The sequence below is a fragment of the Sphingobium sp. AS12 genome, from assembly GCF_019097845.1.
Lineage (GTDB): Bacteria > Pseudomonadota > Alphaproteobacteria > Sphingomonadales > Sphingomonadaceae > Sphingobium.
The window spans coordinates 1-14,558 of the sequence record NZ_JAHRGM010000039.1 but is presented as its reverse complement, the minus strand read 5'-3'; the positions used below and the strand labels follow the sequence as shown (position 1 = coordinate 14,558).

General features: G+C 57.6%; 7 protein-coding genes. All 7 read right to left on the bottom strand.

Translation table 11 applies throughout. From position 1 onward, the window contains the following. Positions 1–124: 124 nt before the first annotated feature. A complete protein-coding gene (locus KRZ98_RS15990; protein WP_217674456.1) occupies positions 125–2,410 on the bottom strand; it encodes a DEAD/DEAH box helicase family protein in 2,286 nt (761 codons plus the stop codon). A 17-nt stretch (positions 2,411–2,427) separates the two neighbouring features. Continuing rightward, positions 2,428–5,460: a site-specific DNA-methyltransferase gene (locus tag KRZ98_RS15985; RefSeq protein WP_217674455.1), complete on the bottom strand. Its 3,033-nt coding sequence runs from the start codon at positions 5,458–5,460 to the stop codon at positions 2,428–2,430. 40 nt (positions 5,461–5,500) lie between these two features. Continuing rightward, complete coding sequence (locus tag KRZ98_RS15980; protein WP_217674454.1) at positions 5,501–8,377, bottom strand: SNF2-related protein; 2,877 nt, start codon at positions 8,375–8,377, stop codon at positions 5,501–5,503. Between the two features lie 164 nt (positions 8,378–8,541). Then, positions 8,542–9,240, bottom strand: a complete 699-nt coding sequence (locus KRZ98_RS15975) for a hypothetical protein (protein WP_217674453.1) — start codon at positions 9,238–9,240, stop codon at positions 8,542–8,544. Beyond that, positions 9,237–10,151 (bottom strand): ArdC family protein, encoded by a 915-nt coding sequence (locus tag KRZ98_RS15970; protein ID WP_217674452.1) that lies wholly within the window; start codon positions 10,149–10,151, stop codon positions 9,237–9,239. Before KRZ98_RS15970 ends, KRZ98_RS15975 begins: the two co-directional genes overlap by 4 nt. A gap of 387 nt (positions 10,152–10,538) precedes the next feature. Beyond that, positions 10,539–12,131, bottom strand: coding sequence for a hypothetical protein (locus KRZ98_RS15965; RefSeq protein ID WP_141249478.1), 1,593 nt, complete (start codon positions 12,129–12,131; stop codon positions 10,539–10,541). 2 nt (positions 12,132–12,133) lie between these two features. Then, positions 12,134–14,287, bottom strand: a complete 2,154-nt coding sequence (locus tag KRZ98_RS15960; protein ID WP_217674451.1) for an AAA family ATPase — start codon at positions 14,285–14,287, stop codon at positions 12,134–12,136. Between the last annotated feature and the right edge of the window lie 271 nt (positions 14,288–14,558).

Genomic DNA, 14,558 nt, shown 5'->3' with positions numbered 1-14,558 from the left:
GCTCTTCGGCCCTATCGGGCACATCCCGCCCGCTGAGGCCGAAGACAATTACTATGCAGCCCTCGAGAACCTCGATATGGCTGCATAGCCAAATGAAAACTGCCTCCTGAAAACCCGGGGCGCTTCACAGCTTGCCCTTGTGGCGCGCATCGGGGGCAACCTTGGCCGCGTTGTTGTCCCTCGTGCTCAGCGCCGCGATCCTGGGATAGAGGTCGAGCGTGGCGGTCGGAAGCTTGATCTTGCCGACGAAATCTTCTGGTACCTCGTACAGCCACGGGAAGTGCGTGCGCTTGAATCCCTTGATCTGGTTGTCCTTGTACCCGTCCTTCAGCTTGAGCGTCTTGAGCCGCTTACCGGCGGGCAGGTTGGACTTAGTCGGAAAATCGAGCGCGATGATTTCGTCGCTGGGCGTGATGCCCTCTTCCTTCAGGTAGTCCTTGAAGGCTGCCATGTAGTTGGCGCGCACGCCGAAGATGTTGAGCGTTTCCAATCGTTCAAGATGAACGCCCTTGGGTCGCTCGTGCGGGAGCGAACGCCTGAGCGACATGCCCTTGCCTTTCAAGCGCACGCCGCGCCCGAACAGCTGGATGATCTGGGAGCCTTCACCTTGCCCCATGTTCAGAAGGCCCATGGTCGAGACGCGCCAGCTTGACCAGCCTTCGGTGAACTTGCGTGAGCCGATCAGGACGTTGAGCTTGCTACCTTCCAGATTGATCGTGCCGAACAGACCTCCACCGAAGTCGTCGGTTTCCGTGTCGAATGCCTCGACATCCTCGGCGGTTTTAAAGAACCCGGCATCGTCGCCGATGTTGATGACGCCGAAGTGCGGCGCATTGCCGACGCGCAGGGCCAGCTCGCCCTTGCTGCCCTTGAGGTTGACCAGCTTGAGCCGCTGGCGCGCTTCGGCGTTGAACAGGCGGCGCAGGATGTCGGCGTAAATGGTTTCGGCATCGCGCTGCATGAGCGGGGCGAAGCGGCCTGCGAACACGTCGTTGCCCTTGGGATCGAGCAGGCGCGCCTTGTCCGCGATCAGGTCGGAAATCCATTCGATCGCCTGCGCGTCGTCGTTGAGGAACGAGGCCAGGAATTTGAGCACGGCCAGGACGTCACCGTCTTCACCGGACACGGTGTTGCCGACGAACACCCACAACGGCTTTTCGATGTTGAATTCGGCGATGCGGTCGCGGTGCGTGTCCCATAGCCATAGCTGCTGGTAGAAGCTGAGCAGGCAGGCGGTGAAGTAAAGCGCGCCATGCTGGTCGTACCCGGCATCGTCCAGGTTCAAGATCAGCGATTCCTTGCCGTAGCCATCGGCGTAGAAGTACTTGTAGCTGTAGTCGATCAGCACGGCCTTGGCATAAGCCTCGCGCACGCCTTCGATCCGGGCGCGGGCATGTTCGGCGGAGGTCAGCGCGATCTGGGCTTGCTGGCTGGCGTCCAGCCGTGCGTAGGTGGTGTCGAAGATGCGCTTGGCCTTGGCCTTCAGGATGTCCTGCTCGGCCTTTTCGACGGTCGCACCCTTGGCCACCGACTGGCTGAAGGTGGCGCTATATTCGAAGGCAAAGCCGCCGCGCACTAGTGCCGCGCGCCGTGCCATCCACACGCCGCCAGCCGTGCCCGCGCCACGATGCCCTTCATCGACCAGCACAAGGTTGTTGCCCTCGAACGCGCCGGTGGCGACGGTCTTGTCGCCCATCTCCTCGGCGAGCTTAGTCACTTCGATAACGTCGATCCAGCCGTTGTAGAGGCTGTCGGACTGGTTCTTGTCGAACAAGTGGGCATTGATGCCGGAAAGGCGGAATTCTTCCAGATGCTGGCGCGACAGGCCTTCGTTCGGCGTCAGCAGGATGATCCGGTCGGGCCAGACGTTTGCTTTGCCAGCCTGGAAATAGTGCAGGTACTGGTGGATGTTGACGTGGAGCAGTAGCGTCTTACCGCTGCCGGTCGCGTTCCAGAAGGCCAGCTTGTTGAGGTCGTCCGCCGTGTAGTTGCGGAAGGCTTCCGCGCCGGGTTCCAGCCGGTATGCCGCCATCTGTTCGTTCAAGCCGTCAAGCAGTTGCTGGGGGCGGTTGAAATACCAGTCGAGGTAGATTTCCGAGAACAGCAGCGAGAGGTACTGGAAGTATTTGAGCGTCAGGATCACGCCATCGGCGGCGTTGCGGCGGTGGGTGATGGCCTGCCAGTGGCGCACGATGTTCAGGTCATAGCGGCGCAGCTCGCCCTCGCTGATCCGGTCCATGTTGAACAGGTTGCGGGTCAGTTCGTGGAAGAAGCGGGTCTGGCCGTCGTCGTCGATGCCTTCGTGCCGGTCTTCGCCCAGCCGTTCCTTAAGGGCGGCGAGCGAACCGCCCTTGAAATGGCTGAGCATCCAGCGGTTGAGCACCAGTTCCTGATGGAAGGTGCGTTTCACACGGGGGACGCGTGCCATCAAACGTCGGCCACGTCGAACATGGCAGAGAGAAAGGCAGGCTCGATCTGGCGCAACTTCAGCACCTTGGTGACTTCGCCCTCGGCCTCGCTGGTGGTCAGTACGGAGGGTATGTTGTGGTCTCCGTTAAGGTAGACAACCTCGTATTCGCTGTCCGCCGGGTTGATCGCTAGCTTATCGCACAGTCGGGTCAGACCGTCGTAATCGAGCACATCGCAATCGCGCCACAGGATCAGCGTTTTCTCGCCACTGGGCAAGGTGCCTTCGACCGTGACGAAGCCCTGCTTGAGCTGAATGTCGATATGGCGGACGGTGAGGCCGATCAGGTAGTTGAAGGTCTCGACCAGATCAACCTTGCGCGGCTCATAGGCGCCCGCGCTGTCCACTGCGATGTTCAGCATATAGTCGAACGGCTTGCGGAAATCCTCCACCGACAACAGCGAACCGCGCGCTTCGATGTCGAGCATGTAGCGCATCAGATAATCGTCGCGCGCCTGGTCGCTCATGGCGTCAAGCAACGCACCTTGGCGCTCGTCGCGCCGCAGGTTCAAGTTGTTGAGCGAATCCTCGTAGCTTTCGACCTTGATGACTTTGAAGGCGTGGCTGATGCCAGTGTGGGCGGCGATGGGCTTTCCATCCCGCCAATCAGCGGAGAACACAACCTTTTGAATGCGGGGCTGAAGTACTGTTGAGAAGTAGTCGTTTTGGTCGATGAGCAGATATTTGCGTTTGCCCCCATCGGACCGATTCGTGGCAATGACCGCTTGTCCGGTCGTGCCCGAACCCGCAAAATAATCGGCGACCAACGACGTTTCATCCGTCGCAATATGAATGATGCGACCAATGAGGGATGGGGGCTTTGCGGTGAAGTTGGTGAGTGCCTCGGCGTCCTTGCCAAAGAGCTTCATGAGCTCTTTCAAGCCGTCCTGAGAATGCCCAACATCCTGATGGCTCCACCAAGTCCATGGGACCATTCCGTCCATGTCCTTAAGGAAGCGCTTGATCGCTGGTGCGCCATCGCCAGATTGGCCATAATACATGCGATTGTCGGCCTCAAACGCCCTGAATACTGATTCAACATAACCCCAGCAACGGCCGGTCGGCGGATACGCAAGACGCCCAGAAGGGACAGTAATTGGGTACATTTGATTGGGGCGAAAACCTTGGGCTGTAAAGTTGTCAGCCTTCCAAGGGCCACGAGGGTCATTGTCCGGGTTTTTGAATTGCTTTGTCTGGGCCTCCCCCAGGGGAAGCTTGTTCCGCGATAATTTGAATTGTTCAGGGTTTGTCACGAACGACAGAATGTATTCATGCGCGTCGCTGACACTTGTACGGGCATCAGGCGCATAGCGCTTTTGCCACACGATATCGGCCAGAAGCTTATCGCGTCCAAATATGTCTTCCAGCTTGCTCTTCAGGCGATGGCTTTCACCATCGTCAATCGAACTGAAAAAGCTGGAATTCTCACTCATCAAGTGACGGCTGAGCGGCACCCGATCATCGATCATGGAGAGCCAGCTGCTGTGGGAGTAGCCGTCCTTGTAGGCGAACCCGTCTGATCCTGTGTTGTACGGGGGATCAATGTAGATGCACTTCACCTTTTCACGATAGCGATCCTGCAACAGCATAAGTCCCTGGAAGTTGTCTCCATGGACGAGAAGTCCGTCTGTGCTGGCATCTATATCGGGAATGGCCTTCAGAAGGTCGGCGCGGAAGGCTGTGTCAAACAGCGCCGTATCGGCCATCAGGTAAGGTGACGCCTTCAGATCATCGACGCCGCCCGGTTGCGCACTTTCCCGCATCCCCAAGTCGTGCCACCGTGCCCACTGCTTGGGATTGGCGGCAATCGCCGGGTAGAGCTCTTCCGGCACCCGGTCGAGCGTCACGCAATAATGCGCGGCGACGACGAACTTCTTCTTCAGCCACAACTTCTTCTGGAAATCCTCGATGCTGGCGAGGAACGTGATCAGGTGCAGCGCGATGGCGCGCAGGCACTGGATCATGCGCAGGTTCTTCTCGATCGCGCCGAACGCCGGCGCGTTCTGCACGTCGTCGAGGTTCATCACCTCGTTCTTGATGTAGAAATCCAGCTCCTGCCGCAGGAACCCGCCCAAATTCTTGTGGATGAAGTAGTCGGCGGTGTTCTTCTGGGTGTAGTTGGCCAGGCACTTTTCCAGCAGCGTGCGTTGCGGGTTCTTGTCGGTCGGCGCGCGCTCGGTCAGCGCCAGCCAGCGGGCCTTGACGGTCTCGTCGGCCAGCACGGCCAGCACGGCCTGGTCAACCAACGCATCCTGCTTCGATCCCTTGGGCATCGCCTTGTAATCGAAGCGGATGACCAGATTGCTGTCTTCTTCGCTGATCGGGACGATGGTTTCTTCGTACTCGTCGCCGTCCTCGTCGATCCGGGTGACGGTGCGCTCTTCGGCCAGGACGAAGCGGCGTTCCTTGTCGTTGTCTTTCCGGTTGTCCTTGGCGGTGTCCGCCGCGACCAGCCGGAACTGGACGGTGCGTCCGTCCTCCAGCTTGAAGCCGTAGTTGCTGAACGCCTCGCCCGACTTGGTGTAATACTGGTCCTTATTGGCCCAGTGCAGCACCACCTCTTCCCCGGAATAGGGAATGGCATAGGTGTCGCCCTTGTACCGGCGCTGGCTGATGAAATCGCCCTTGTCGTAATAGCGCGAGAAGAAGGTCAGCAGGTGGGAGAAGACCTGATTTTCATGCTCCGACGCGCCGGTGGACGCGGCGGCGATTGCTTCGCGAAGCTTCTGCACGGCAGGCACGCTGTCCGGTATGACGCCGTCGGCCTCATATTGGGCGATCTTGTCGGTCAGCTCCTTGGCCAGGGCATCAGTGTTGGCGGCGGCACCGGCGGTGAAAGCGTCGGCAACCTGCGCCTTCAGGCGGGTGCTGAGGTACGTCTCGATCTCGCCCGCGCGGGCATTGAGGATGCGGTAAACCCCGAAATCCAGCTCCGGCCGGTCGATCTGGAAAATTTCGCGAAGCTTGGAAACCAGCGCGTCAAAACTGCTCATGTCGGTTGGTATGCCCCGGATTTGGTTATGCGTTATGGTCCTATACGACGGACCAGCGGATCGTGAACAAGGTTTCGCTCGACTGCCCGTGCTGAAGGCGCTTTTGCAGGCCCGCGATCAGATCGTCGCGCTTGTCAGCAATCTCGTCTTCCTGGGTAAAGATGTCCTGCCGCTGCTTGCGCTGGCGACGTTCCAGGTCCTGAAGGCGTGTCTGAAAGCCGCTTTCCTCTTCCAGCGTGGTGGCATGGCGGGATTCGCGGCGGAGCGCCTTGATCTGCTCCTTGGTGTCCTTCAGCGCCTTTTCGGCAGCGAAGATTTTGTCCTCTGCCCATTGCTCTAGCCGTTCACGCGCCACGGCGAAATGTTGGTTGTTTGCCTCCAGCGATCGGTTAAGCGCGGCGCGGATATGCTGATCGGCTTCGGCGTCCAGCCGGGTCGCGATGTCTTTCGGGACGGCAGCAGTATCGTGAACGGTCGCGACAACGCCGAACAGCTTGGTGCAGGCTTCTTGGTCAATCGACCGTCCTGCATCATCAGTCGCCGAGAATAGCAGGTATTCCTCAGTCTCGAAAGCGGTCACGGTCAATCGCCGCAAGGTCAGCCAACCGCTGCGCCCTTTTAAGGCTTCGACAATCGCCACCCTTCCGGGATGCGATGAAATGTCAAAGCGCAACTCGGCAACCGGCGTTGCGCCCGCCTTAGCTTGCTCGATCACGGATTCGCCAAGCGGGTGCGACAGGCGATAGAGGAAGTAGCCATGATCGCCCACCGGACGCTGCCCGGCTGCGTTGCGCGAAATCAGGTGGTAGCGGCCCCTGTGGATCGCGGGCGCGGGCGGTGCGGTGAGGTCGAAGGTCAGCGCTTCCTCATCGAAGCTGGCGCGGTCCTGAAGCACAAATTCGGTGAGGTCCCAAAAGGCGCAGCCAAACCGGTCAAGCTGCTGACGGGCGTTTTCCAGCCGAAGCCGCAGCCGGGCGTGAACGTCCTCGTCAAAGTGCTCCAGCAATGCCTTGCGGGTATCGTCCATTCGGGATTTGATCTGCTCGTCCAACTCGGCCTGCAGGGCATCGAACGCCGCGGCGATCTCGTCCGGCGTGCGGCAGTCCTGGTAGATTGCCAGAATACGCTTTTCGAAATCTACACCGGATTCGATTGAGCCCAGAACATCATCGGACGCGCCCAACACCCCGTTAAAAAGGTTAAACTTCTCGGTCAGCAGGGCATGAACGCGCTGATCGGCGTCATTGCGCTCGTTCAGGAAGTTGATGACGATAACGTCGTGGGTCTGCCCATAGCGGTGGCAGCGACCAATGCGCTGTTCGATCCGTTGGGGATTCCAGGGCAGGTCGTAATTGATGACCTGGGAGCAGAACTGCAGGTTGACGCCCTCGGCGGCGGCCTCGGTGGCGATCATGATCGAGGCTCTGTCACGGAACTCGTCGATCAGCGCGCTGCGCAGGTCGATAGCGCGCGAACCGGTCGCTCGGCCACTGTCGGCATTGTCCTTGGCCCAGCGTTCGTAAATTTCGGCGGTGCGCGGCCCGTTGTTGGTTCCGCTGAAGGTGACAATCTGCCCGGCATAGCCGTGGGATTCGAGAAAGGCGTAGAGGTAGTCCTGGGTGCGGCGGGATTCGGTGAAAATTAGCGCTTTGCGGCCCGCGCCCATGCGCGCCTGCTCGGCAAATCCGATGTCGAGCGCGGTTAGCAGCGCTTTGGACTTTGTGTCGGTGCCGATAGCGTTCGCCATCGCAGCGAGCGCGGCAAGCTCGTCGATCTCGGAACGCAGACGGCCGGGTTCGATGACGGCGGACGATGCGTTGGCCTCGTCTTCATCGGCTAGCCATTCGTCAAGCAGTTCCTCCTCGATCTCCTCTGCGGTGATGATTTCGTCGGTCCAGTTGTTGTCTGGTTCGCCCCCATCGCGCAAATCGACCAGCCGCTGGCCCAGCGTGGCTAGGGTGCCCGCAATGGCGTGTGAGGATGACGCCAGCAACTTGCGCAGGATCAGGACGGTCAGGTGGCGCTGCCGTGCCGGGATGGCATAGCTGTCTTCACGCTGCAGGAATTTGGAAATGGCGTCGTACAGCGCTTGTTCGGCGTCTGTCGGGCAGAACGGCTGGGTGACGGCGCGACGCTGGGTATAGCGGACATATTCAAGAACCTGCTTGCGCAAGGTGCGCTTGCAGAAGGTCGCCAGCCGCTGGCGCAGCCCCGGAAGGTCACCACCAGCGGTCACATATTTGGCGCGGAAAGCGTTGGGGTCACCGAAGATGTTTTCGTCGATGAACGAGGTCAGCCCGTATAGCTCCATCAAGCTGTTCTGTAGCGGTGTAGCCGTGAGCAGGAGCTTCTTGCGCCCTTCGGTCCCCCAGCGCAGCGCCTGACCAATGCGATTGCTCGGCCGATATGCGTTACGGAGCTTGTGGGCTTCGTCGATGACAACTAGGTCCCAGGCGACATGCCGCAGCTCGTCCTGCAGCTTGGCGGCATAGTGGTACGATAGGACTACTACTGCCTTCTGCTCCAGTGGCAGGGCGTGGCCTTCGCGACGCATAGCGCGATGGGTTTTGGCATCGATGACGACAGCTGGAAGGTTAAACTTCTCAGAAAGCTCGTTCGCCCATTGTTGGCGGATCGACGCTGGGCAGATGATGACCAGCCGCCGTTTGCGCTCCGCCCATTTCTGGCAGAGCACAATGCCAGCTTCGATAGTCTTACCGAGGCCAACCTCATCAGCCAGTATCGCACCTTCCGCCAGCGGCGATTGCAGCGCGAACATCGCGGCTTCGATTTGGTGCGGGTTGAGATCGACCGACGCATCGAACAGCGACATCGACAGCTGGTCTGCTGCTCCTGGCGGAGCCTGCTTGGTCAGGTCATACGCTAAATATTTGGCTTGGTAGGCAGTGAGCGCCATAAACCGTCTTCCGGTCGAACGATGGGTGTTGATTTGACGTGTATGTCACCCAACCGGTTAAGACATGGGGAATGTTAGGTGCAAGCCATTCATTTTTCCAGTTAAACGTCAACCTTCTAGCGGGGCGCACGCCATTGAGCTGTACACCCAACGTTTATGCTCATTTAGGGCGGCACCTGGGACGCCCTTGCACAGTAGCCTATAAATTCGCAGGCGAATGGCTGCACACAATGAGTACCAATTTCGCGCGAGACTTCTGATCCTCTGATCGCTGCGCGAGCGCTTGCTGCGATTTCCTCGCGGCTGGCGAGATGGCTCTCTATTCGTCGAGTCACGTCGGTATCAGCAAAGCATACCGCATTAAAATCGGGTCGTTTCCAATTCAGCGGCCTAGCAAGGTGACGAATGGTTGCCCGTGAAATAGTGAGACCGCAGCTGCGCATCACCCATATCTGGGTAGCAATGTCGGCGAGTTGATATTTTTTCAGCCGCGTGGAAGCTTTGACTTCGATCGCGTGCCAGCCGCCCAGACCATCAGGTTCTAGGATGTCGACACGTACCAAAACATCCTGATGCTGGAATGTTGCCTCAAAGATTGGGTGGCTCGCGTCGTGGGCAATTAGCTGCGTCGTGCGATCAATCGCTGCCTTCATATCGGGTTCGGGTTCGACCAGAACCCCGTCCGGCATGGCCACCGTTGCCAGGCGGCCAACCTCATGTCCGATCCGAAATCGGGCGAGTGTGTCAGAATCAAAATGACCGACCTCGCGGTGATGAATTTGGAGCCATAATCGCCGTGGGCAATGTTCGAACGCAGCGATCTTGGATTTTGACAACCGATATCGGTTGGAACTGGTGCTCATACCGCCTGTTCCAAAGCTGGGAGCAAGCCATCCGATCTGAATTCGTGCCTTCCAACTTTGTTCTGCTCCGCACCGATCAGATAATCAGCCGCAGCCTGAGCCCGACTGGCGGCCGTGAAAATCGCGCGAGGATCATTGCCAAGAACGCGCAGCCAAGATGCGATATATGGTGCATGATCGGTTCTTGGTTTGGAGGCGAGCTCGAGGTGGCTTACGGTGAACGCCGCGCCAAGCTCGGCAATCAATTCCTCCATGGCATAGGCGTCAGATCCAAAACGGCCAGACAGGTCGCGGTCGAGACGGATCTTTGCGCCCGTCCAATGGGTCAGCTCATGGGCTAGAACCGAATAATAGGCCTCCGCAGATACGAATGCGCCAAACGACGGCATCGAGATCATATCGGCGTGAGGGTCGTAGAAGGCGCTGTCGCTACCCTCCCAAATATTCGCTGATTGAGCACGGAAAAAGGCGTCAGCGCGCTCAATCGGTGCAATTGCAGGATGCTGAAGGGCTACCTCCTCATAGCTATCGACCTGCGCCATGTTGAAGACCCTGAATGCGCGCGCGAACATCCGCTGACGGTCGGGCTGACCATTACCCTCGTCGAGATCCATGCGCTTCTCGACGGGTTTCCATAGTAACACGGTCGTTGCTCGCTCTCCCTTGCGAACCTGCGCGCCCAATTGCATCCATTGCCGGTAGGTTGCCCATTTTGCTGACTTGAAACCGCGGTGGCGAGCCTCTGCCCAAAGCAGCAGCGTATTAATGCCACGATATGGCCGACCGGTAACAATGTTCTTCGGAGAACCAATGCTCGCACAGTTATACCAAGGCATGTGGAATTCAGCGGTGCCAGCCTCGATAGCGGCGACAATCTCGTCGGTGATACGCTGATATAAGTCTGCCTTCATTGTTGTCCTCGCACCGCAGTTGCGATGAAAGGTTCACGAACAGCAGAGATTTCTTGCGAGGAACCGCTCCAGTTCCTCTACATCTGGGTAACGGGACGCGATGGTATATGGCGGGTGATATGCCTTTCGCGTTCTTACAAACCCCGCCTGAAAATGATCCTCGAGCTGGAGGTCGTCCCCATGTCGCAACTCCCCCGTGAGGGCATTCTGCCGCAAATTTGCTCGCCTGTTTTCAAATCTTTATTATGGATTGAAACCCGGGAATTTCCGTGATGGCGTCAACAGCGAAGGGCCCGACCGGGGATGCGAGTTCAACGGTCGACTGTGTAATGCCAAATTGCAGTCATATGGACATACCGCCACCAGACGATTGCGAAAGAGCCTTTGTCATAGGTCTGCCAGCCTTTCGGCTACTGCGGGGACATTGCTGAGGCCAGACGCGTTACACGCAGATCCGCCCGTGGGCATGCGATCCCATTCGTGATCGTCTGGCAGGGTGGGTGTGATCATAGCCAGTGCATGGACGACACGCTCTTCATGCTCTTGCTCTATCGATACACCTGTACGGTCGCCAGAAATGATAATTTTGATCACTTTCGCTTCCCTGCTGCTGAGGATATCGATCCAAGGCAGGACATCAAATTCGACGCTTCGATTAACTATAGCATCCGGATTTGCAAAATCTACGACAGGAAAATAGTCTACTGCACGATCCTCCTTCCCATTTCGATATCGAACAGCTGACAACTTGATATGAGCTGGGTTACCCGGAATCAGTTCCATGCGTGCGCGGTCTGCTTCGATCACGCGCATCAGCAGTAACGCCCGAAGCATTGCCACGGCATCGAGTGTTAGGAATATTCCGTTTTTGTTAATGCGAGCGTGAATATTTTGGAAATCACTATGGTAGGGCGGCGCTATTGCAAAGGCGAGCGTGAAGACGCCCTTTTCGATGAAATAATGATTGCCGTCATCACGGATGAATGCGCCGGCACCAAGACGTCTGAGAATTCGTTTCAGAGTAGGTGCAACTATGGCGGGAATGGCAATCCGCTCACGATCTATATTTGGCGTACTGAAAGACATCGGACGAACATGGTTTGTACTGATCACAGCCCCCGCCTCTTGCAGAACGTCAAAGTTTCCAGCCCAGCGCAAGACCCAATCGAGCCCCTCAATCAAGGAGACGGTATCAAAGGTGCGGCGAGGCGCATCAAGTGCGAGGTTAGCGAGCGTCGTCTCAGGAGCGGGCATTGGATCGACACTAATATTCAGGCACGTATCACCATAGATGATCGTAAACGTCTTTTCCCGCGCTACATAATGAAAAAATACAAGCTGCTGCTTGTTGGCCACATTGCTCCAATTAAAATGTTGACCGTTTAAACTATGATCAAACAATTCCGACAGTATATGGAATCTAAAGGTGAATGAAATATCGCTGTTATGCAGTTCCGATTCATGATGAAGAGCAGGTGAAGTAGCGCATATATCGAATCCGGGTATGCTATTATGAAATTCAACTGCCTCTCTCATTAATTTTATCGTACACATCTGCAGCCTCGCCGCGAGCCTACGGTCAGAAATATACCTCTCTTCTGAGGGTGCTGTTCCTTTTATTCCTTTCAATCCATTGATTGGCTCGCGAAGTTGACGTAGGATTGCCTGGTCATCGTTAGGGAGCTGAACGCCCACTACCGCGTCATGCAGGAGATCCAGTGGGATGGCCATGAATACGCCGTGATGGCTATTAAAGCGCGTCTGCCCTCCGTCCTTCATCTCTTTCAGCGCAGCAAGTGCAAGCTTCGCGTCCTCATCCAAACCCACCGCGTTAAGACCGTCTCTAGATCGAACCTTCGCAGAGGCTGCATTTAGGTTGTTGATGGCTGCTGCACGTCGAATTTCGTCGGGGAGGTTAGTGTCAGCGGGGTCCGCGCCATTGCGAATGGCGCGATCAATCATGTGACGTAAAGCTTTCATTTTCAATTTCCTGTTCCAGATTTTGGGGAGCGAGCCGCCCAGCAAGGTCGCGTGCGTGGCCGATTGAGCGGATCTTTTGCCCAACTGGTTCGCTCGTCATGTTCAAGTTTATCGATCACGCTGAGTGCCAAGGGGTCGCCCGTTACCGCACGCCGCGCTTCAAATAGGGTCAAGGCTTCACAGCGGCGTTCACGCATTCGAACCCGCTCCCGATGTTCTTGAAGTTCCCAGCCGGTAAATAATTGATCCCATCGTCCGGCATGCCACGCGGACAGGTGAGCCATGCCTTCCGCCGCCGCGCCCGCCTGGCCTTTACGTCCGATGCTGTGCGAAAAGCGCAACCGTGCTCTTTCAACGGCGCCCGCAGGATGTCGCTGCCGATTGGCAACAGCTAGATGGTCGATAAGCGGAACGTTCTGAATGAGCAGAGCGGGATCGAGGCCTGCCCATATGTAGCGACGAAGCAGTGACCATTGCCGGTCGAGCGCATTACGCGGATCGACCGGGGCGCGAAAATCCAGCTTTGGAAGATCGTTTATGCCCGGCTGGGTAAGGACAGATCGACCAAAATAGTTATTGAGCCAGCCTTCCATGTCCGTGCCTGCCGGGAGGTGAAAAACAAGCGACCCGATAATATTTCCGGCGGCGTCGCGCCCGAGCAGCGATAGACGATGAAGCCCTGGTCCGGTATGTGTACTGCCGGTCCGGCCTCGCAGCCGTTGCGCCATTTCGCGACTAAGGTTGCTCAGCAACGATGCTGCTGATTCCTCGGACGCGATCCCAAACTCAATGAAATCGATCTTCAATGCCGCATTGAGCGCTATGCCAAATTCCTGAACCAGGAAGGTTGCCGCCTCATAGACCTGGGCAGCTTGAGCCGATGATAGAAATTGATCCGGTTGCGCTGCTGTAGACCGAGCCCGGCACCGGCTGGCTCGTGGCCGACGGAGGCGAGACGAACGATAGGGCTCGCTGATCGTCGGAAGCAGGCCTAATCTTCGTGCTGGTTCGTTGCATGAGCCGGTCGCCGCGCACAGGTCGACAAAGCGCAGCGCGTGCAGCCTGAGCGATTCGGATGTTGGCGGCGGCGTGAAACTCCAGTGCTCAATCAGCATGTCGTAGAAGGAGTAGGTTGAGTGATTGAGGTTCTTGGCCGTGCGTACAATCGCATCGACTAGCGCGACGATTGCGGCATGGTCGTACAGCAGCATCTCAGCGCGAGATGGGTGCCCGAAATGCGGGCCGATTTGCGTCACCTTGATCAGCGTTAAAAGGCGCTGGATCGAGGAAATCGCGGCGGATGGGTCGGATCCCATCTGATCGATCGCAACCGTCGCGCTTGCAGCGTCGCCGACAAGCGCAGACTTAAGAAGGGCGATCGTTGCATCCGACTCCTCACGAAACAGCGTTGTGCGGGCCAGTTCGACGCTGATTCTATCCCCATCCTCAGTAGCGTCACGGACCTGTTCAAGCCTGCTGAGCGCACGCCTGATGCTGGAGGAGCGCTCAGCAATTAACACCAACGCGTCCTGTTCAGCACCAATCTTCGCTTCGAAGCATGCCCGCTGGAGCGCGAGCAGCCGTTGCTCAACCGTTGGCGGATGCAGGCGAATGATCCGACAACGAGCCTGGAATGCCTCGGAAAGCGGTCCTTCATCGATTAAGGCGAAGATGAAAATCGTCTTGCCGCGCTGCTCTTCAAGCGATTTCAGCAGTAAATCTTGCGAATATGTGGAGAGACGCTGGGCCTCGTCAATGAAAACGACATGATGGCGATAGCCGGGCGGAACGACGCTAATGTCATGTTGTAAGAAGTCGCTCAGCTCCTCCTTGCTGCCATCGCGGCCAGCAGCATTAAGCTCATGATAGGCCCGGTGCCTACTGCCCTCGTCAATCGACCGGCAGCTCGCGCATTGGCCGCAGGGCACTGCGCCCGACTGCTCGACACAATTTAGATTCTTTGCGTGAATGCGGGCGAGCGTGGTCTTGCCGACGCCGGAAGGACCAGCAAAAATAACATGGCTCATGGTCTGCGATCTGGTCATCGCCGAAAGCTGAGCAATGGCCGCGTCATGCCCGATCACGGTATCGAAGTTGAGCGGGCGCATTGCTGTCGGAAGCGGGCTGCCGATCATACTGCTATTGTGGATTTCCATGTGAACGCAGTCCTCCGTGGCGCACGGGCGCTCAGATTTTGAAAATGGGGATTAAATCGCACGCAACGCGGGCGTTTTGGACAGCGACCTAGCTCGGCGAAGCTGTCGCGCTACACCAACTTTTGGCACCGAGTCGAAAGGCTATGTAGCGCGACGATTACGGTGTCCGGTCGGCGTCAATTTTGATGGCCGATAGGTGGCCGCGCCGGTTGGTGAATTCTGGCTACCATTTGCTGTTGCGAGGAGCAACCGTCGAGCGACAATTACGACG

What these genes read in the sequence shown, in the direction of transcription:
- KRZ98_RS15985 (WP_217674455.1), bottom strand. Translation starts at nt 5,460, where the DNA reads ATGAGCAGTTTTGACGCGCTGGTTTCCAAGCTTCGCGAAATTTTCCAG.
- KRZ98_RS15970 (WP_217674452.1), bottom strand. Translation starts at nt 10,151, where the DNA reads ATGAAGGCAGACTTATATCAGCGTATCACCGACGAGATTGTCGCCGCT.
- KRZ98_RS15975 (WP_217674453.1), bottom strand. Translation starts at nt 9,240, where the DNA reads ATGAGCACCAGTTCCAACCGATATCGGTTGTCAAAATCCAAGATCGCT.
- KRZ98_RS15960 (WP_217674451.1), bottom strand. Translation starts at nt 14,287, where the DNA reads ATGGAAATCCACAATAGCAGTATGATCGGCAGCCCGCTTCCGACAGCA.
- KRZ98_RS15980 (WP_217674454.1), bottom strand. Translation starts at nt 8,377, where the DNA reads ATGGCGCTCACTGCCTACCAAGCCAAATATTTAGCGTATGACCTGACC.
- KRZ98_RS15965 (WP_141249478.1), bottom strand. Translation starts at nt 12,131, where the DNA reads ATGAAAGCTTTACGTCACATGATTGATCGCGCCATTCGCAATGGCGCG.